Raw genomic sequence first — 19,682 nt, forward strand, 5'->3', positions numbered from 1 at the left:
TTTTTTGTATTCTTTTCGGAGCTGTTTTTACTCTTATTTTAAATCTTTTTTGGGATTTAGTGTTTTTACGCATATTTGTGACTATTTCATACTTAAATGTACTGATTTTTCCGATTAAAACAAATATTTTTGTTATAAATTAAAAATTAATTTTACGTAACCTTATAAGACATATCTGTGAAAAAATTACTTATTATCGTTTTAAAAGCTTTAGGAATCATCCTCGGGATCGTTGCTCTTTATGTTGTTCTTGCCCTGTTAGTCCCGTTTATCGGGGTTTCAGCGAAGGATGACGGTGAAAAGAAAGAGATTCCAATTTATATTTATACCAATGGAGTACACACGGATATTGTAATGCAGGTAAAAAACGATCTGCAGGACTGGAGTACAAAAGTTCCTTTCTCCAATACCACTTCAAAGAGAACTGATTATCAATATATAGGAATCGGATGGGGAGATAAAGGTTTCTACCTGGACACTCCGACATGGGCTGATTTAAAATTTTCAACAGCTTTCAAAGCTGCTTTCTGGTTAAGTGAATCTGCAATGCACTGTACTTATTATAGTACGATGAAAGAAGGAGAAGACTGTAAAATGATTATGATCAGCAGGTCCCAGTATAAAAAATTAGTTGAATTCGTAGAAGCCAAATTCGATAGAGATAAGAATGGTAATTTTATTCTCATCCCGACAAATGCTGTGTATGCTGATAATGATGCCTTTTATGATGCTAAGGGAAGCTACAATTTCACGTATACCTGTAACACCTGGACAAATGATGCCCTAAAAGCTGCGGGACAAAAAGCAGCCCTGTGGACGGCTACAGATTTTGGAATATTCAGGCATTATAAATAATTTTTAGTCAGAAAAAATATAATCCCTTAACTGATGATAACTGAAATTGAACAACAGACCCTGGACATTGATTGGTTTCTCACGGATGGTAAATACATTGGATTTATGGCTTCTGCAGGAGGAAAGTTACCTGATTCTGTAGCTAAATCAGCAGAAAATCATAAGAAATTAGTACATTATTTCAGGAATTTGCCTGTAGTATCAGATTTTACAATTAATCCCGAATTAAACTCGGTCTTAATTGAAATATATCGTAGTAAAGCAGATGAAAGATATCTTGAAGATTACATTTCAATGGCAAAAAAAGGTTTGTATTCATTTGATAAAAATAACTTTAATCATTTTCTTGATGGTAACTACCACCTGGTAGCGAGCCCTGTAAATCCTCTAACATTAGAAGATTTACCTGTGGATATATCGGAGATCCTTATAGAGACCCAATTTCAGGATAAAATAAACCAAATGCTGAAAATGGACATCTCAAGTTTATAAAATTGGAATTTTCCAAAATTAACTTTTCAGATGCCTCATTGAACATTTTTCCACCATTCGTTAAACTTCTGATCTGTTTTGTCTAAATGAACTAATTCACCAATCATAGGGGTTGCTAATCGATAAGTTTGGTTCTTTGAAAGAGCAGTGATTTTTTCCAAAGGTTCTTTCCAGGGATGGTTGGCCAGGGTGAATTTAGAATTATGCACGGGTAATAAATTTTGGGCACCCAGCTCTTTTGTTCCCAAAGCAACTTCTTCCGGAAGCTCATGTACCGATTGCCATGCTTTATTATATTGCCCGCATTCCATAATGGCCCAATCAATTTTTCCGTATTTTGAACCTATAGATTTAAATCTATCATCACGACCTCCGTCTCCGCTGTAGTACACTTTCATAGAAGGTGTCTGAATCAGGAAAGAAAGCCATAATGCCTGTCCGCTTCTGAATCCTCTTCCGGAATCATGATGTGTAGATTCCGTAAATATGGTAAATTCTGGCTTTACGTTTACGGATTCGTACCAGTCTTTTTCTATAATCTGATCGGGTGTATATCCCCAGCGTTCAAAATGAGCTCCGTTCCCTAAACCACAGACTACATGTTTTGTCTTTTTTTGCAGTTCTTTTATGGTTTCGTAATCCAGATGATCATAATGATCATGCGATAAAAGTAGGTAGTCGATTTCAGGCAGGTCTGCTACCGTATAAATATCACTTCCTTTATAAGCCGTAACACTTCCAGGGATAGGGGAGGCTTTTCCACTGAATACAGGATCAACAAGGATCTTTACGCCATCGAGCTGAAGAAAAAATGAAGAATGCCCAAACCATACATACGCGTTATCATGAATATTCAGTGCTTTTAAATTGGTCTTTATGGATGGTAGCGAATCTACTGGGCTACGGTGTGGAAATTTTGTAAACAGGGTTTCGTACAATACACCCGGCATCGAATAGCCTTTAGTAAGTGTCGGCCTCTCCACAATATTCCTGAATCTGCCATCTTTATAATGGGAAGAAGCTTTTATCAGTTCAAGACGTTTACCCTCCGGCAGGGCTCCGAATTCCTCCCGCCTCATATAGAAAAAGGTAACGATACCAAGAACAGTGATAATGAGGACCAGCAGGATCAATATTTTCCGGAATACTTTTACAATTCTTTTCAATGTGATTGATTTTTTACTTCAAAATGTTTTTAGATGTCCAGATCACCCGGAACATCAGTGATGTGTTTTTATTACATAAAGATAATACTTCCCAATAAAGTAATGATGGGTTTATTATTTATAGGACGATCGACTTTGGATTATACTTTATCTGGATTTATTTGAAATAAAAAAAAGACCCCAAATGGGGCCTTCTGTGTGATTTGATATTATCTTATCGGAAAATATCTGGAAAACTATGCAAGTTTTACGTTTACTGCGTTTAATCCTTTTTCACTTTTTTGTACTTCAAAAGTTACTTTATCGTTTTCACGAATAATTCTTGTGCTTAACCCTGAAGCGTGTACAAAGATATCCTGTCCTCCGTCTGCTGGAGAAATAAATCCGAAACCTTTTGTTTCGTTAAAAAATTTTACTGTGCCTTCTTGCATTGTAATTGTTATTAAAAATTGTTGTTATTTATTATTTGATCAGTTGAATATCAATAGCAGAAAATCCTTTCGGAGATCTCTCTTTTTCAAATGATACTTTATTTCCTTTCTTTACGGGTTCCGCACAGTTGTTGGAATGGAAAAATACATTTTCCTTTGTTTTATCTTCTGTAATAAAACCATAACCTTTTTCACTGAAAAAAGTAATAATTCCTGATTTACGGATTTCCTCTTCAGGAATAGGAGCAGCTCCCAGCTGAATATCATCAAGGTTGATTTCTTGTGTCTCTTCAGGTGGAGTAGAAGTAAGTCTTCCGTATGAATCCACATACGTTAGCATTTCATCAAGTCCCTTTCCTTTATTGTTATTAGTTTTTCGTTCTTCACGGCGTAAAGCCTTTTCTTTTTGTTTTTGAATTTTTTTCTTGAAATTTTCTTTTTTAGAGAAAGAATCTGCCATAAATTAATTTTATTATTTAGTTATTATATTAAAGTACTGGAGCGGATCGGCGTTATAAAGCCTGTCCGTTTTTTCTTTTTTTCCTACGGGTATCACTGTATGATCTGCATTTTTTTCTATAGGTGTAGGTTTAATCTCCACCGGGTTGCTTAGCAATGGATCAGCAAATCTTTTAACCTTGTCTGATATGACCGAAGAAAAAAGTAAGGTTTGTCTTTTATGAGGAAGAAGTTTAATAACTTTCTTCACATCATTCACAAAATTCGTATCGAGCATTTTATCTGCTTCATCTAAAACCAGGATTTCAATCCTGGAAAGACTGATAGGTCTCTGATTGATTAATTCAAGTAAAGCAGCAGGGGTTGTTATAAGAACGTCCACTCTTACTCTTAAAGCGGCAAGCTGATTTCCTTGTGATGTTCCATCATGAATGGTCAACTGGGATAAAGGAAGATATTTACTGTAAATTCTGAAATCTTCTTCAATCTCCACCGCTATTTCTTGTGTCGGTGTTAATACCAGTGTCCGTATTTCTTTATGTTCCGGTGCGCTTTTCTTCAACAGCTGAATAACAGGCATGGTAAATGCTGCTGTTTTTCCAGGTTCCTTAGGTCCAAACCCCAAAATATCCCTACCCATCAAAATCTGCGGAATAACATCCACCTGTATTTCTGTCGGTTTAGAATATCCTGTCTCTGTAGCGGCGCGGATAATGGGATTAATTAAATTTAAATTTTTGAAATTCATTGATAAGGTTTGCCGAATCTTCGACCTTTGACCAATTCTTTATCAGGAATTGAATATTTATTTTATTGTTGGTGTATCGGAAAAAAATAATTTTTCCCGTTGTTTCATTTGCTTTGTTCACCAATAATCTGAATAAATAAAGATCGTTGCTGAGTTTGCAATAGCGTGGCATGCCTCACATTAAATGAGCACCTCTATACGCCCGTAAACCCTGGAGCCTGCGTAATGGTCTTCTTTTGTAATTTCTACTGAGAGTAAATCTCCTAAAGGAGTAAAAGGATCTTCAAATTGTTTTTCTATTCTTTGTTTTTTTAAGTTGCCTGTATATATATTCATTCAGGAAATAAATAAGGGTTAATTTTTGGCAGCTGAAAAAGCAAAAACTGAAAGAAAAAAATAAGTATTCTAAACTGTAACAGATAGCAAAGGCAGAGGCCTGGTTATTTATTAAGTGCAAAGATACGAAAAAATAAGGGATAATCGATGTTTTAATTAATTGATTTTCAAAAAATTGTTTAAAAACAGCTTTTAGCCATAAAGAATCGGGCTTCTGTTTGTAAATATAAGGTCAAAATCTTTTGTAATGGGTTGTTTTTTTAATTAATGTATTACATGATCCTGTCAGCAACATTATATCTGCTAACAGGATCTGTTTGTTGAGGTTGCTTTTCCTCCTCTAAGCTAAGAAAATTAAAATATTGTCCACATCTGTTCCAAAAAATAACAATGTAAATATGTGAAAGGAATAGTCTTATTTACTTCAGCTTCAGTTCGTATATTTTTGCAGGGAGTGAAAATGCTTTCAGGGTGGTCGTTTTTATAAATTCAAATCCAACCGAATTGAAGAATGAGAGCATGGGATCATCTTCAGTTATGCTGATCCAGATACGATCTGTAAAAGTAATAGCTGATCTGCTTTTGTTCCATAATGATTGTCTTATTTCAGGCTGATCATATTCAGGAAGGATAGAAAAATCAATTATTTCCGTCATTCTCTCCCCTTCATTTGCTTCCGGATATAATGATCCGCTTTTAAAAAGGCAATAACCGACGGGTTCATGATCTGCAAATACCATAATGAGCTGGGTGGATAAGTCATTCAGGATATTGATCATTTTCCTGTATTCTACATTTTCGGCAAGGTATTCTTCAATTTTTTCCGATGAAACTTTTCCAGAATAGGTATTTCTGATATAAGGTCTCATGACAGCAAAAAGGTGATCGATTCCCTGGTCTGATCCTACGGTAAATTTGGATATAATTTCCATTATGATTCTTTTTTACCCAAAGCTAATGGATTATTAAACTGTTGTATGAGTACAGTTGAGTACAATTGAATCAGTACAGTTGGTTTTTAATCATTTGTGCGAACACATTTGTACATTTGTTATGAAAAAGATGAAACGCCATGAAGACGTACAGATATGAGATTTTTACCACTGCTATTGAAGATAAAATAAAGACTGGAATGTTAAAGCCCGGCACCCGTCTACCATCTGTGAGAGAGATTAAAGAAAATTATCATCTGAGTACAAGTTCGGTTCAAAGTGGTTATGATCATCTGGTGATGAAAGGATGGGTGAAAAATATTCCCCGCTCCGGTTATTTTGTAGCAGCTGATGTTCCACAAATAAGCAGTGAAAACTTACCACTTTACCCGGTCTCAAAAAATGAAGTTTTCAATAAAAATGTTGCTCTGATTTCATCAAGAAATAAGCCCTCCGAATATGCCTCATTTAATTCGGCGGCACCTACGGATCTTTTGATTCCGCAAAAGCTCATTTTAAAAAAAATGCAGGAAGTGATCCGCGAAAAAGGGACTTCACTTCTTCGCTACTATCCTGCTAACGGGTCATTAGAACTAAGAGATCTTATCGCTAAACGTACTTCTCAATATGGATACACATTGCATCCTGAAAAATTAATCATTACAGATGGAGCATTGCAGGCACTTTACATTGCCCTGGCATCTGTGACGAATGCCGGTGACCTCATTGCTGTTGAAAGTCCATGCATTTTTTCTGTTTTGGAAGTAATTGTCAATCTGAAGCTTAAAGTCATAGAAATTCCTGTCCGGGATAGAGATGGTTTTGATACGGGATATTTAAAAAAGATATGCACGGATCATAATATCAGATCTCTTGTAGTTACACCTAATTTTCACAATCCTACCGGGATTCTGATGTCGGATACTGTAAAAAAAGAACTGCTTTCCATTGCGGAAGAATATGAGTTTCCGATTATCGAAAATGATATTTACGGAGACCTTTATTTTGGCAATGAGAGACCTTCGGGGATCGGGAGTTTTGATACCGGTGGCTGGGTAATAACTTTTTCTTCTTTTTCCAAAACATTGGCTCCCGGTATTCGCCTGGGATGGATGCATTCGGGAAAATTCCATGCGGAAGCAGAGAGAACCAGGTTTGCCTTAGGAAGATCTGTTGCTCCGGTATATCAGGAACTGGTCATTAAACTGCTTGAGGACCATAGCTATGATAAACATTTGCGTTCATTTCGTAAACAGCTATATAAGCAGGCCACAGATGTGTTAGAGATATTAAAAAGCCATTTTCCGGATGGGGCTTATTTTGAAGATCCTCAGGGTGGATACAGCATTTGGGGAAGTTTACCTGAAGGAGTGGATATGGAGAAATTTTACGCTTATTGCGAACAGCAAAGAATATTATTTACTCCCGGAGAAATTTTTAGCCTTACCGATCAGTTCAGATACCATTTCAGGATTATTTTTGCAGAACGTATCACATCCCATAGCCTGTTGGCTTTGCAAAATATAGGTGAGAGTTTGAAACAGATATTGTGAGTGTTTTTCCGGCTTTTATCTGTTAATTCAGAATCATATTTTCATATTGAGAGCATAAGCTTTTCTCAATAATCGTGTTTGTCGGATTTTTATGCAAGTGGTTTTTACATAATCAAGATCATTTTAATTATGATTTTGAAAATTGAAAATAAATTTATAATGCCTATTTTCAAAGAATTACGAATTCCTAACTGTTGTTCGTAAATAATTATTTTCGTGTTTCAATAAAATACCTATATTTACCACCAAGGAGTTCATTTATACTTCTTTATCAACCGGAATTGGTTACACTTAGCTGTGAATTAAAAGGGAATCGTGTGTGAATCACGAACTGTCGCGCAACTGTAAGTAACACTCAAAAGGTTTTTATCAATCAGGGTCCACTGTTCTTTTTTGAATGGGAAGGACGATAAAAATTGTTACAAGTCAGGAGACCTGCCTATTTCGAATTGACGATGCTTTCGCGATCTGAAGCTTATAGTCAGGTATGATACGATGTGGTAACAGTGCCCGATATCTTTTTGTGTACATTATCATTTTTAAGAAATGGTTTACAGGTTTTGCTTTTCAGGGCTGTATCATTTCTACAGCTTGCTCGTATTAGTCCTTTCCATAATTTTCTCTTTTACAAAGTATTGTGAAGTTTTATCAGCACCTTTTATATTGATTTATAAGCATTACAGGCTGATGGCAGTAATCTTTAAACGGATTGTTATTACATGAAAATGTAATGGGCTGTTCAACCATTCATTAAGGTTTATAGGTCGTTTAATTATTTTAATCATTTAAAGAATAATCTTTCTTTAAATTGTTGGAAGAATGTGAGTTAAAATACATCAAAACGAACAATAATATTAAAGATGAGTAAAAATGTAAGTCTAGAGTCTGCCGGATTACGGTTCCGGGAGGCAATGCAAAAAGAAGACCCTCTTCAGATTGTCGGGGCTATCAATGCCAATCATGCATTGTTGGCGCAACAGGCAGGATTCAATGCTATTTATCTTTCCGGAGGAGGAGTTGCTGCAGGATCGTTGGGAATTCCGGATCTGGGAATTACGACCCTTGAGGATGTTCTGATCGATATTCAGCGAATAACCAATGTATGTGATTTACCTCTATTGGTGGATGTAGATACGGGGTTTGGTCCTTCGGCATTCAATGTAGCAAGAACTGTAAAATCATTAATTAAAGCCGGAGCAGGTGCTTTGCATATTGAAGACCAGGTAGGAGCTAAACGTTGTGGGCACCGTCCAGGTAAAGAAGTGGTAAGCAAAGAGGAAATGGTAGACCGTTTGAAGGCTGCTGTTGATGCTCGGACGGATGAAAATTTTGTGATCGGGGCACGTACTGATGCTTTTGCCAATGAAGGGCTTGAAAAAACATTGGAAAGGGCTGTTGCCTATAAAGAAGCCGGAGCAGATTTCATCTTTGCGGAGGCTGTTCCTGATTTAAGCTATTATCAAAAGTTTGTAGACGCTACATGTATTCCTGTACTGGCCAATATTACAGAATTCGGAATGATTAAAATGTATACTGCTGATGAACTGAAAGATGCGGGAGTCGGTTTGATTTTATATCCCCTTTCTGCTTTCCGGGCGGCAAATAAGGCAGCACTGAATGTTTACGAGCATATCCGGAAAGATGGAACCCAGGCTCATGTAATTGATACCATGCAGACCCGGGAAGAGCTTTACAACAGCATTGGATACCATGATTACGAACAAAAATTAGATAACCTATTTAAACAGAACAAGAATGTCAACGAATAACGAACCAACATTTAAGCCTAAGAAAAGTGTAGCGCTTTCCGGGGTTGCCGCAGGTAATACTGCCCTTTGCAGTGTAGGAAAAAGTGGAAATGATCTCCATTACAGAGGTTATGACATTTTGGACCTCGCAGAAAAAGCAGAATTTGAGGAGGTAGCCTATCTTCTTATTTACGGACAGCTACCAACAGGAGCCCAGTTAAAAAACTATAAAGCCAAATTGAAATCACTGAGAGGATTACCACATTCTGTAAGAAATATCCTGAAAAGTATTCCTGCAGCTGCCCATCCGATGGATGTAATGCGCTCCATGGTTTCAGCAATTGGAAGTATTCAGCCTGAAAAAGACGATCATAATGTGGCGGGAGCAAGGGATATTGCAGACAAATTACTGGCATCATTCAGTTCCGGACTTTTGTATTGGTATCATTATACGCATAACGGAAAAGAGATTGATGTAGAAACTGATGATGATACTATTGGGGGCCATTTTCTTCACCTGTTGCATGGTAAAAAAGCACCTGATTCCTGGGTGAAGGCAATGGAAATCTCTCTTAATCTGTATGCAGAGCATGAATTTAACGCTTCTACTTTTACTGCGCGTGTTATTGCGGGAACCTCTTCAGATTTTTATTCCTGTATAACGGGAGCTATCGGTGCTTTAAGAGGTCCTAAACATGGTGGGGCGAATGAAGTGGCTTTCGAAATTCAGAGTCGTTATAATTCCCCGGATGAAGCGGAAGAGGATATCAGAAGGCGTATTGGTAACAAAGAAGTAATTATTGGATTTGGACATCCGGTGTACACCATATCGGATCCGCGAAACGTAGTGATAAAAAAAGTAGCGAAAGAACTTTCCGAAGAGGCCGGAGATATGTTGCTTTATCATATTGCTGAAAGGCTGGAAACCATAATGTGGGAAGAAAAGAAAATGTTCCCTAACCTTGATTGGTTTTCAGCGGTTTCGTATCATCTGATGGGAGTACCAACCCTTATGTTCACTCCGTTATTTGTTATTTCAAGAGTCACGGGATGGAGTGCCCACATCATTGAACAAAGGCAGGATGGCAAAATTATCCGTCCAAGTGCCAATTACACCGGGCCTGAAAATAAAGAATTTGTTCCTATCACAAGCAGATAATACAATCGATTTAAAATATAAATTAATTAAACTTAAAACAAAAAGATGTCATCACACATTTCAAATGAAAGACCACAACCGGATCAGGTATTAACAGATATTGCAGATTATGTATTGAACTTCGAAATTAAAAACGACCTGGCCTGGAAAACGGCTCACTACTGCCTTTTAGATACTATTGGATGTGGATTGGAAGCTTTAACTTATCCTGCATGTACAAAATTATTGGGGCCTATCGTAAAAGGAACTGTTGTTCCGAATGGTGCAAAAGTGCCGGGAACTCAGTTTCAACTGGATCCGGTTCAGGCGGCTTTCAATATCGGAGCTATTATTCGTTGGCTGGATTTTAATGATACGTGGCTAGCTGCAGAATGGGGACATCCTTCTGATAACTTAGGAGGAATTTTAGCAACCGCTGACTGGTTGTCCAGAACCCATATTGCAGAAGGAAAAGCTCCTTTGAAAATGAAGCAGGTGCTGGAAGCCATGATCTTGGCGCATGAAATTCAGGGAGTAATTGCTCTTGAAAATTCATTCAACAGAGTAGGTTTAGATCACGTTTTATTAGTGAAGTTGGCTTCTACGGCCGTTGTAGGGAAATTAATTGGATTAACCCGTGATGAGCTGATCAATGCGATCTCATTGGCCTTTGTGGACGGACAATCTTTAAGAACATACCGTCACGCTCCTAATACAGGAAGTCGTAAGTCATGGGCAGCCGGAGATGCCACTTCCAGAGCTGTGCGTTTAGCATTAATTGCCAAAACCGGCGAAATGGGTTATCCTTCGGTACTTACGGCTAAAACATGGGGATTCTATGATGTTTCATTTAAAGGAAATGAATTCAAATTTCAGCGTGAATACGGTTCTTATGTAATGGAGAATGTATTGTTTAAGATCTCTTTCCCTGCTGAATTCCATTCACAAACAGCCGTGGAAGCAGCTATGACATTGCACCATCAATTAAAAGGGATGGGTAAAACAACTGAAGATATTAAAAAAATTACTATTCGTACGCATGAAGCGGCTATCAGGATTATCGATAAAAAAGGTCCCCTGAATAATCCTGCAGACAGAGATCATGCGATTCAATATATGGTAGCGGTACCTCTTATCTTCGGAAGGCTGACTGCTGCCGACTATGAAGATAATATTGCTTCAGATCCAAGGATTGATATTCTTCGTGATAAAATTGAATGTATCGAGGAGGTTCAGTTTACCACTGATTACCATGATCCTGAAAAACGTTCCATTGCCAATGCATTAACAGTAGAGTTAAATGACGGAACTGTTTTGGAAGAAGTAAAAGTAGAGTATCCTATAGGACATAAACGAAGAAGGGATGAAGGAATTCCTGAACTGATTAAAAAGTATAAAGTGAATCTCGCCCGTATATTCCCGGAAAAGCAGCAAAGACTTGTATTGGAAAATTCTCTGGAGTATGATAAGCTGGTTAACCTCAATGTTAATGAGTTTGTGGATCTTTTGGTTATTTAATTATCTGAAATTCAATAAATAATTTCAGGAAAATAAAATAAATACTGACTTACCAAACACCTTAAAACAGATATTTGATTTTTTTTCAAAGCCTGAACAATCGTGAAGTTCAGGCTTTGATATGTAATAACTTTTTATTGAAGATAAAATTGAAATTGTATCGAAGAATACCTACGTTTTGATGACTCCTATCAAGCCTGCAAGGATAGCCATTCCGAATAAAAGATAGAACACTTTCGTTGGAACATTTTTCCCACTGTATATTCCGCAAAAAGTTGAAACTCCTAAAAACAAAAATGATTTTGGGATGATCTTATATAAATTGATGTGAGGGTATTTCAGGACGACAAGGAGAATTCCTGTTAATAAAATGGTAACTCCAATAAGAATGTTTTTTTTATGAAGAACCTTATTCTGTTGAGGAAATAATATGGCAAGCTGAATAATAAATACTAAGAATGCGATGAAATGTAAAACCAGAACGATATTAAATAAAATCATGATAGTATTAGTTTATGGTTTTGTAAATAATAAAATCCACACGACAGACAAATGATAACGGCGATCAGGTGGGAAACTAAATGACCGGCTGTGGAGCCAGGATGTGATAGTACGACGAAGAAGTCTGTAGCTGGAATGATAGTTCCTAAAACCAGGATAACACCTAATGCGAAGAACTGTTTTTTCCATAAAAGAAGGGTAATGATCAATCCAAAGAAAAAATCACGGATTCCTTTGATATACTGAAAAGAAAAATCCCCATTGGTAACAGTACGGATACCATAATCTATTTCAGCACCAACAGGATTAATAAAAAAGCGGATTCCAATGTAAAGTAAACCAATACCTGAAATGAGGCTAAACCAGAATGATGTTTTTTGTTGTAAACGTTTCATAAGAACTTTATTTTGTTGATACAAAATTCTTCAACGTTTAATAGAAATTGATGCACCCAGGTTAATAAATCATAAAAGTGATATTCTTTTTCTGATTCTGCTCAATGATTGTGGCTTTACTCCCACATAGGAAGCAATATAATATTGAGATATCCTTTGTTGCAGATCAAAATGCTCCTTAATAAATTTTTCGTAGCGGGATTTTGGAGAATCCGTATAAAATGAATTCCTGTCTTTTAATGTTTTGATAAGAACATACTCAATAGATAGCCGTCCAAATCGCTCTCCATTTTTTACCTGTTCATACAGCTTCTGAAGATTTTCATAGCTGATGGTCCAGATCCGGGTATTTTCTAAAGCCTGAATGAGTTGCTTAGATGGTGTCTGCGGGCCAAAGCTTTCAAAATTACAGGTAAATTCATTTTCTTTTGAGAAGCCATAAGTTCTTTCTTCCCCATCATCATTGATGTAATAACGGACAAGACCATTTTCAATAAAGCCGACATATTTGCAGATTTCACCTTCCTTAAGGAAAAAATCTCCTTTTTTATATTCTTTCAATCTGAATAAGTTCTGAATTATTTTTTCTTCATCATAACTTATTTCTACTATCTTTTTTATAGCCACAAGTAAAGCATTATCCATTCTAAAACAATTTAGTTAGCGGTAAAACTTATATCAACAGTATAATTTTGATAATATGGAAAGTTACGGCTTTCAATTAAAGAATAATAAACTTTGCGCTCAGTATTTTATTGAGCAGATTACTGATATTGGTATTCGATATTACTCCACAAAACAACATCACCGGATTCGGTCATTTCTGCTGGTTTATTAAAAGCACTTTTACCGAAAATAGTTTCATATTGTGTAACACCAAAAGTGTTCGTTTGTGAAATCAGCATGGGTCCGAAATCAGTTCTTGGAACTTTTTTTACATACCGTAGTGATCTCTTTAATGTAAATGAAGATTTTTCTCTGTTAAAATTACCGATATAGGTCAATTCGTTATGATCATTGATAAATACAGAATCCTTGTCCATTGTAATGGTATATTTTATGCCGGCTGATGTTTCGGAAATCAGCTGTAAAGAGCTGTTTTTTATGTCAAGACTTATTTTCCTCCATATTGGTTCCTGATAAGTTCCCCAATAAGCAGTCAGATAAGATTCGCCGGGATCAGATTCCTGGGCAATCGGTCCTTTATAAAGAGTAACATTTTTTACAAGATAATTTTTATATTCCAGGTTATATAATGTTTTTTCCGTTGGTTTTGGTTTTTCAGAAATATCATCATTTCCCGCACATGAAATGAGTAATGTCGAAACTAAAAGAATATTGAGAATAGGTTTCATTGCAATTTAAAATTGTATCGTCAGGATAGTTTTTACGTATGTTTAATTCACGGTAAAGATACTTATTATTGTATTAAATCTCCTCAAATACTTTATATATGGGCTTTTTAATAATTGTTAAATTTGCAATGAGCTAGTTTTTAGTAATTTAATTTTTGACAGTATTCATTAAATTGCGTCAAAAATGTGATGGAAAAAATACTTTCTTCAATTCTAATAAGGTTGACTGTTTAATTTAATAAGCCCTTGCAATATTGATTTCTTCATAAGTGTCCCACATATCAGTAGTGATTTTCGTTACCGTTAGTTCATTGCCATTTATTGAAGCTTTGTAATTGACAAAATTAAGGGTCATATTTGAAGAGGAACTGTTATAATATCCCTTTTGTATTTCATATTTTTCGCAGTTTATGTACGATACAAAAGTTGCAGGAGTAGTATCGATAAGCTGATCGATCTGGTAGTATGATTTTGCAGCACAGGTACCATCATGCGATACGGTAAAGGTTACCACCCCATTTTTTTTCTTAAACGACTGGTACAAATAGTATCTGGTAGATTTTTTAGATGGGGCAGGAGAAGTATAATCCGAATCACTTATGCAGGAAGTAAGAAAAAGAATTGATAAGACCAGCAGGAACACTTTCATAATTTGATGTTTTTGCAAAGATATACTTTGATATTATATAATGCTATTACTTTCATTAATGGATATCTTAACATAGCTTTTGATATATACATTATAGAAAAAAGTGAAAATTTAAATATACAAGTCTGTCTATTTAATTTATATCTTTGTACCATGAAACAAAGAGGACAAGTTGTAACCGACAGGATATTGGATACCGCCGAACGTTTATTTTATAGACAGGGTTATAGTAATACCGGTATCAATCAGATCATTGAAGAGGCTGATATTGCCAAGGCATCTTTATATAAACATTTTGAAACAAAGACAGACCTGTTGATCGCTTATATCCGCCGTACCCATGAGCTATGGTTCAGCAGGCTGGAAAGCAGTGTCAACAAAGTTAAAGATCCTAAACAGAAACTACTGGCACTTTTTGATCATCACACCGAACGTCAGAAATTCAGGCAGTTCGGAGGCTGTCCGTTCATTAAAGCAAATGATGAAGCAGGGACAAGTGATCCGGAAGTTTTAGCCGAAATACAATCAGCTAAAGTGCACAGTAAAGAATTTATAAAAAACCTTGTTGAAAATTCCGGACATAAGAAAATATTGTCTGATGAAGAGCTGGCAGAAACAATCTACGTTATGCTGGAAGGCGCTATTGTTACCGCTTCCGTCTTTAAAAAACCTGACGAAATCCAGTCTGCCAAAAAAATCATTGAAAAACTGATCTAGAATGAAAGATATAAAAAATAAGTGGCTGGAGCTGATCATTGTATTGGCCGCACCTTTACTTTCTGTAATTGATGTATTCATCATCAACGTGGCGATACCTACCATTAAAAAAGGAGTTCATGCGACTGATGGCGAAATGCAGTTCGTTATTGCGGGGTACCTGCTTGGTTATGCTGCTTTTCTTATTACCGGAGGTAGAGCGGGAGACCATTTTGGAAGAAAGAAAGTTTTCTTTTGGGGAATGTTTGCCTTTACAGTTGCTTCATGCTTATGTGGTCTTTCCCAATCCGCTTTTCAGCTGAATGCAACCAGGATACTCCAGGGGCTCAGTGCATCATTTATGGTTCCGCAAACCATAGCGTTTATACAAGTTCTTTTTACTGATACTAAAGAGCGGGCAAAAGCATTTGGCCTGTATGGTATAACACTTGGAACTGCTGCAGCCATCGGTCAAATGCTGGGAGGATACCTATCGGATACCCATTGGTTCATAGAAGGCTGGAGACTCGTGTTTTTTATCAATCTTCCTATCGGGATCGTTACACTTTGGGCAACTCATAAATACCTCACGGAAACCCCGAAACATGAGTCTACAAAATTCGACTATACAGGAATATTGATTTTAACGCTGGCATTATTTTCCCTTATTTACCCCCTGATCCAGGGTCGTGAAGCAGGGTGGCCGCTGTGGAGTTTTGCATTGCTTATTTTATCAGCCATTTTGTTTACATTTTTTATTTATAATCAGAAAATTAAACTTTCAAGAAATGGAAACCCTTTGATTGATGTAAGATTGTTTAGAATAAAAGATTTCAATATCGGTCTGGTTGCGGTATTATTTCATTTTATGCTGCATACGGCATATCTTTTACTCAGTGCAGTTTATTTACAAAATGGATTGGGTATCTCAGCAATGGATAGCGGATTGTACTTTGTTGTTCCCGGGATTTTATTTATCATATCGTCTCTTATGGCGTCGAGGCTGATTGTTATATTTGGAAAAAGAGTATTACAAGTGGGAGTGGTTATTCTGTTTATCGCATTTTATCTCCAGATGACACTTTGGAAATCCGGGATCAGTACCTCGCTGATTATTGGTCTAATGGGAATGTGGGGACTCGGAAACGGATTGGTCCTTCCTTCATTATTAAATGTTGCTCTGAAAAATGTACCTTCACAGTATGCAGGTGCGGCTGCTGGAATCTATTCAACTTTTCAGCAAACAGCGTCGGCACTGGGAGTAAGTATCATTGGAGGTGTGTTCTTTTATTTTTCAAAAGACGGCTGGCAGGAGGCTTACCATTTCGGGGTTATCTGTCTGTTGATTTGCGTTGTAATCGTAGGGCTGATGTTACAGTTACTTCCCGGAGCAAAATCGGTAAACGAAACTAATGGAAAAGTACTTAAAACATGAACCATGGATGATAAAAGGCTAGTATACAAAGATGTTTCTTCTCCTGTCTGATTAATCAGGGTAATCGCTTCAGATGTGGGGCTTGTGGCTATAATCTGGGAAGGCGAAGGTTATAAAAGAACCCAACTTTCTATTCCGGAAAGGAAGAATCAGCACCCTATACTTTTACAGACGGAAAAAGAGTTAAAAGAATATTTTGAAAACAGCAGAAAAGTCTTTGATGTTCCATTGGATCTGGAAGGAACGGAATTTCAGATTAAAGTCTGGAAAGCCTTACTGAAAATCCCTTATGGTATGACAAAAACCTACGGGGAAATGGCTAAGATTCTGGGAGATACAAAAGCAGTATGTGCAGTAGGCGGTGCTCTAAATAAGAACCCCGTCTCCATTATTGTCCCTTGTCATAGGGTAGTAGGAGCGTCAGGGAAATTGATGGGCTTTGCCGGAGGGTTGGAAAACAAATCAATTTTACTTGATCTCGAGAAAAGCTTCAGAATGCCGTCTTTATTTTAAATTTAATATAAAAAAAACAGATTGTATGGAATCAACATCGGAGACCAGAGTTTTTAACCTTGAAAATTTCAATCAGCTATGTGAGCATTTAGCAGCTCATGATCAGGATTTAAGAGAAGTTTTAGAAAACCACGGTTACCCGCCGATGTGGACCCGTGAAAACACTTTTGAAACAGTAGTCCATATTATTCTGGAACAACAGGTTTCATTGGCTTCTGCTTTAGCTGCCCTCAATAAACTAAAAGAAAAAATGCAGGAGATTACTCCTGAGCATATTCTCAAACTTACGGATGAAGAGTTGAGGAAATGCTATGTAAGCCGCCAGAAGATTGTATATATCAGAGGTCTTGCAGAAGCCATTATAAAAGGTGAAATAGATCTTGAAAAGCTATCGGAAATGTCGGATGACGAAGCACGTAAAACATTAGTAAGCCTAAAAGGAATAGGTAACTGGACAGTTGATGTTTATCTGATGTTTACCCTTCAGCGGGCAGATATATTCCCGATTGGGGACCTGGCTGCGGTCAATGCTTTAAAACGTTTGAAACAACTTCCGTCCAAAGTCGCCAGAGAAGAAATAGTTGAAATCAGTGAACAGTGGAAACCCTTCAGGTCTGTCGCTTCTATGATGCTCTGGCACTATTATTTTTCTAATGCGAAAAAGAGGACCGGATGAAAACCGTTATTGAATCGTAGTTTTACGTAAAGAAAATCTCAAAAATTATTCTTCTTTCAGCTCTTTAAAATAAAGCATTACTTTTTTTTCAGTTTCATCTTGTAAGATTATGTTGTTACCGAAGAGGACGTTCCTTAATTTCCGGTATAACAAAACTGAATGGCGGAGACATTCCAATAATGAGTGCCGATTGTATTGTGGCAGGGTAAGTTTTAAATCTTCAAGATCCTTAACCTCCAGATCTGTTTCTACTTTTCTTACACCTCTCGGTAAATTATTGTTTTTGATATGGAGGAGTGGTCCAAAGACACTCATCCTCAAAAAACCTAAGAAGTCAAAGGCTTCAAAATACTCACCTCGACCTACCTTCAGTAAAGCGTAATGTATCCATATCCAAAACCGGTCTTCAATCCACTGATAGTCCGGATACGGAAAACTGGAGACGGAATGGTCGATAACTTTCTGAAGTCTGCCATTTTTGTCAAGAAGAATGGTGGGTGTTTCAACTCTTTCATGAAATTCCTCCAAAGTGACAAATTTTAGATCTACATGCAAAAGAGGGTTGTCATATAAACAAATTAAAAGTCTTGGTTCCCCAACATGCTCACCTGTAAATGCTGAAAGGAAATTACCCAAACGTTTTGCATAATCAATCATCACATTTTTGTCTCCGGTAACTTTTTGTTCGGTTACAATAATCAAATCCAGATCAGAAAATTCATCCATCTGATCTGATATCCATGAGCCTCCGACAGCCAAACCGATGATGGTCTCATCAGTTTGCAGAATCTCTTTAGCCTTGTTTGCAAATTCAACCTGTATCATTTCGACGTTTTAATAACGGTATTGTTTTTATATGTCAAGAAGCCTAAATTATAAAAAATAACAAATAGGTGAGCTAATATATTTTGAAGCCATTACGTCTTCGAACCATTCAAGATATGGTAAGTAGGAGCTAAAGGTTTCTTTGACTGTTAACCGGTACTGGTGTTTGAGACCAGCATGTCTACCAATTCCGCCACGTGGGCTTGCAATTGGTGTGCATAAAACGGGTTAAAGAATTTGAATATTAAAAATTTTTGATTTTGTTAGTAAATTATACCAAAAATAAAAACCTCCGAAAATACTTTCAGAGGTTTTTTGTACCCAGGACCGGGATCGAACCGGTACTCCTAAGAACTGGTGTTTGAGACCAGCGCGTCTACCAATTCCGCCACCTGGGCTTGCTTTAAATTGGTGTGCAAATATAGAAACTTTTCTTATAATCTGAAAACTTTTTATCAATTTTTCTTTAAAAATTTATTTCAAGACCATCGTAGGCAAGGTGCATTCCGGATGGAAGTAATTTATCTTCAACATCATGCAATCCTAAATGATGACTGATATGGGTAAGGAATAATTGTTTGGGTTGAAGCTCTTCAAACAGTTTTATCGTGTCCGGAACTATAAAATGAGCAGGGTGGGGATCAAATTTTCTGATCGCATTTAAGATTAAAACATCAAGATCCTTCAGCTTTTCCTTTTCTACATCGGAAATAAAGCTTGCATCCGTGATATAGGCCAGCTTCTTGAATTTATATCCAAAAATAGCAATCTGATGATGCATGACTTCAATGGGAGTAATCAACGTATCAAGAATGGTAAAAGGCTGGTTTTTTATTTCGTGCAGATCAAAGGCCGGAGCTCCCGGATATCTTACATCCGCAAAGGCATAAGGAAAACGGTTTTTAATTTCGTTTCCCACTCTTTCATTGCAGTATATGGGCATATTCTGGCCGCTTTTGAAGATAAGGGGGCGCATATCATCAAGACCGATGATATGGTCATTATGTTCGTGCGTAATTAAAGCGATATCTACCGTCGTTTCGTGGTTCACCAGCATCTGCTGCCTGAAATCCGGGCCGCAGTCGATGAGTATTTTTCGGTTTTCTTCTGTAGTGATCATTACGGAAGATCGTAAGCGGCTGTCTTTGGGATTATCCGAAGTGCAGACCTCACATGTGCAGCCAATAACGGGTACACCCTGGGAAGTACCTGTTCCTAAAAATTTCAACTTCATTTTGTTTTGAGGTTGGTATTAATTTTG

General features: G+C 36.9%; 23 protein-coding genes, 1 tRNA gene and 1 riboswitch. Of the genes, 10 read left to right on the top strand and 14 right to left on the bottom strand.

Annotated elements, in window-relative coordinates:
• The first annotated feature begins 177 nt into the window (after window positions 1–177).
• Window positions 178–855 carry a TIGR02117 family protein gene (locus G9C87_RS00630; RefSeq protein ID WP_172276823.1) on the top strand — a complete coding sequence of 226 codons (678 nt, stop codon included), beginning with the start codon at window positions 178–180 and terminating at the stop codon, window positions 853–855.
• Between the two features lie 33 nt (window positions 856–888).
• A complete protein-coding gene (locus tag G9C87_RS00635; RefSeq protein ID WP_172276826.1) occupies window positions 889–1,347 on the top strand; it encodes a hypothetical protein in 459 nt (152 codons plus the stop codon).
• Between the two features lie 35 nt (window positions 1,348–1,382).
• On the opposite strand, the gene G9C87_RS00640 is transcribed toward G9C87_RS00635, so the two are convergent.
• The 6 genes from G9C87_RS00640 to G9C87_RS00665 all read right to left on the bottom strand — a co-directional run bounded on the left by G9C87_RS00640 (window position 1,383) and on the right by G9C87_RS00665 (window position 5,419).
• Window positions 1,383–2,513 carry an MBL fold metallo-hydrolase gene (locus G9C87_RS00640; RefSeq protein ID WP_228456924.1) on the bottom strand — a complete coding sequence of 377 codons (1,131 nt, stop codon included), beginning with the start codon at window positions 2,511–2,513 and terminating at the stop codon, window positions 1,383–1,385.
• A gap of 236 nt (window positions 2,514–2,749) precedes the next feature.
• The gene (locus G9C87_RS00645; RefSeq protein ID WP_089029390.1) at window positions 2,750–2,944 is read right to left on the bottom strand and encodes a cold-shock protein; all 195 of its coding nucleotides are present in this window, start codon (window positions 2,942–2,944) and stop codon (window positions 2,750–2,752) included.
• A 31-nt stretch (window positions 2,945–2,975) separates the two neighbouring features.
• Window positions 2,976–3,404, bottom strand: a complete 429-nt coding sequence (locus tag G9C87_RS00650) for a cold shock domain-containing protein (protein ID WP_172276829.1) — start codon at window positions 3,402–3,404, stop codon at window positions 2,976–2,978.
• A gap of 12 nt (window positions 3,405–3,416) precedes the next feature.
• A complete protein-coding gene (locus G9C87_RS00655) occupies window positions 3,417–4,151 on the bottom strand; it encodes a DEAD/DEAH box helicase (protein WP_172276832.1) in 735 nt (244 codons plus the stop codon).
• 180 nt (window positions 4,152–4,331) lie between these two features.
• On the bottom strand, window positions 4,332–4,487 hold the full coding sequence (locus G9C87_RS00660; RefSeq protein ID WP_172276835.1) for a hypothetical protein: 156 nt from the start codon (window positions 4,485–4,487) through the stop codon (window positions 4,332–4,334).
• Between the two features lie 419 nt (window positions 4,488–4,906).
• A complete protein-coding gene (locus G9C87_RS00665; protein WP_172276838.1) occupies window positions 4,907–5,419 on the bottom strand; it encodes a hypothetical protein in 513 nt (170 codons plus the stop codon).
• 140 nt (window positions 5,420–5,559) lie between these two features.
• Here G9C87_RS00665 and G9C87_RS00670 point away from each other — a divergent pair, with 140 nt between their 5' ends.
• From G9C87_RS00670 to G9C87_RS00685, 4 genes are all read left to right on the top strand, one after another.
• Window positions 5,560–6,972, top strand: coding sequence for a PLP-dependent aminotransferase family protein (locus G9C87_RS00670; RefSeq protein WP_172276841.1), 1,413 nt, complete (start codon window positions 5,560–5,562; stop codon window positions 6,970–6,972).
• 265 nt (window positions 6,973–7,237) lie between these two features.
• Window positions 7,238–7,430: riboswitch (cobalamin riboswitch) on the top strand.
• A 402-nt stretch (window positions 7,431–7,832) separates the two neighbouring features.
• Complete coding sequence (gene prpB, locus G9C87_RS00675; protein WP_172276844.1) at window positions 7,833–8,741, top strand: methylisocitrate lyase; 909 nt, start codon at window positions 7,833–7,835, stop codon at window positions 8,739–8,741.
• Window positions 8,728–9,879: a 2-methylcitrate synthase gene (gene prpC, locus G9C87_RS00680; protein WP_172276847.1), complete on the top strand. Its 1,152-nt coding sequence runs from the start codon at window positions 8,728–8,730 to the stop codon at window positions 9,877–9,879. Before prpB ends, prpC begins: the two co-directional genes overlap by 14 nt.
• Window positions 9,880–9,924: 45 nt before the next feature.
• The gene (locus G9C87_RS00685) at window positions 9,925–11,376 is read left to right on the top strand and encodes a bifunctional 2-methylcitrate dehydratase/aconitate hydratase (protein WP_172276850.1); all 1,452 of its coding nucleotides are present in this window, start codon (window positions 9,925–9,927) and stop codon (window positions 11,374–11,376) included.
• Between the two features lie 171 nt (window positions 11,377–11,547).
• On the opposite strand, the gene G9C87_RS00690 is transcribed toward G9C87_RS00685, so the two are convergent.
• The 5 genes from G9C87_RS00690 to G9C87_RS00710 all read right to left on the bottom strand — a co-directional run bounded on the left by G9C87_RS00690 (window position 11,548) and on the right by G9C87_RS00710 (window position 14,276).
• Window positions 11,548–11,877: a hypothetical protein gene (locus G9C87_RS00690; RefSeq protein WP_172276853.1), complete on the bottom strand. Its 330-nt coding sequence runs from the start codon at window positions 11,875–11,877 to the stop codon at window positions 11,548–11,550.
• Window positions 11,874–12,272, bottom strand: a complete 399-nt coding sequence (locus G9C87_RS00695) for a DUF4267 domain-containing protein (RefSeq protein WP_172276856.1) — start codon at window positions 12,270–12,272, stop codon at window positions 11,874–11,876. Before G9C87_RS00695 ends, G9C87_RS00690 begins: the two co-directional genes overlap by 4 nt.
• A 69-nt stretch (window positions 12,273–12,341) precedes the next feature.
• Window positions 12,342–12,917: a Crp/Fnr family transcriptional regulator gene (locus G9C87_RS00700; protein ID WP_172276859.1), complete on the bottom strand. Its 576-nt coding sequence runs from the start codon at window positions 12,915–12,917 to the stop codon at window positions 12,342–12,344.
• Window positions 12,918–13,036: 119 nt separating this feature from the next.
• Window positions 13,037–13,627, bottom strand: coding sequence for a hypothetical protein (locus G9C87_RS00705; protein ID WP_172276862.1), 591 nt, complete (start codon window positions 13,625–13,627; stop codon window positions 13,037–13,039).
• Window positions 13,628–13,862: 235 nt separating this feature from the next.
• Complete coding sequence (locus G9C87_RS00710) at window positions 13,863–14,276, bottom strand: hypothetical protein (protein ID WP_172276865.1); 414 nt, start codon at window positions 14,274–14,276, stop codon at window positions 13,863–13,865.
• A 153-nt stretch (window positions 14,277–14,429) separates the two neighbouring features.
• Between G9C87_RS00710 and G9C87_RS00715 the strand changes: the two genes are divergently transcribed.
• From G9C87_RS00715 to G9C87_RS00730, 4 genes are all read left to right on the top strand, one after another.
• Window positions 14,430–14,993 (top strand): TetR/AcrR family transcriptional regulator, encoded by a 564-nt coding sequence (locus tag G9C87_RS00715; protein WP_172276868.1) that lies wholly within the window; start codon window positions 14,430–14,432, stop codon window positions 14,991–14,993.
• 1 nt (window position 14,994) lies between these two features.
• The gene (locus G9C87_RS00720; protein ID WP_172276871.1) at window positions 14,995–16,407 is read left to right on the top strand and encodes an MFS transporter; all 1,413 of its coding nucleotides are present in this window, start codon (window positions 14,995–14,997) and stop codon (window positions 16,405–16,407) included.
• A 63-nt stretch (window positions 16,408–16,470) separates the two neighbouring features.
• Window positions 16,471–16,920 carry a methylated-DNA--[protein]-cysteine S-methyltransferase gene (locus G9C87_RS20745; protein WP_410498865.1) on the top strand — a complete coding sequence of 150 codons (450 nt, stop codon included), beginning with the start codon at window positions 16,471–16,473 and terminating at the stop codon, window positions 16,918–16,920.
• A gap of 25 nt (window positions 16,921–16,945) precedes the next feature.
• Window positions 16,946–17,596 (top strand): DNA-3-methyladenine glycosylase family protein, encoded by a 651-nt coding sequence (locus tag G9C87_RS00730; RefSeq protein ID WP_172276874.1) that lies wholly within the window; start codon window positions 16,946–16,948, stop codon window positions 17,594–17,596.
• A gap of 45 nt (window positions 17,597–17,641) precedes the next feature.
• Here G9C87_RS00730 and G9C87_RS00735 read toward each other — a convergent pair whose 3' ends face one another.
• From G9C87_RS00735 to G9C87_RS00745, 3 genes are all read right to left on the bottom strand, one after another.
• Window positions 17,642–18,421, bottom strand: a complete 780-nt coding sequence (locus tag G9C87_RS00735) for a nucleotidyltransferase domain-containing protein (protein WP_172276877.1) — start codon at window positions 18,419–18,421, stop codon at window positions 17,642–17,644.
• A gap of 318 nt (window positions 18,422–18,739) precedes the next feature.
• A tRNA-Leu gene (locus tag G9C87_RS00740) sits at window positions 18,740–18,819 on the bottom strand.
• A 68-nt stretch (window positions 18,820–18,887) separates the two neighbouring features.
• Window positions 18,888–19,655 carry an MBL fold metallo-hydrolase gene (locus G9C87_RS00745; protein ID WP_172276880.1) on the bottom strand — a complete coding sequence of 256 codons (768 nt, stop codon included), beginning with the start codon at window positions 19,653–19,655 and terminating at the stop codon, window positions 18,888–18,890.
• Window positions 19,656–19,682: the final 27 nt, after the last annotated feature.

The organism is Chryseobacterium sp. LAM-KRS1 (assembly GCF_013184525.1).
Lineage (GTDB): Bacteria > Bacteroidota > Bacteroidia > Flavobacteriales > Weeksellaceae > Chryseobacterium > Chryseobacterium proteolyticum.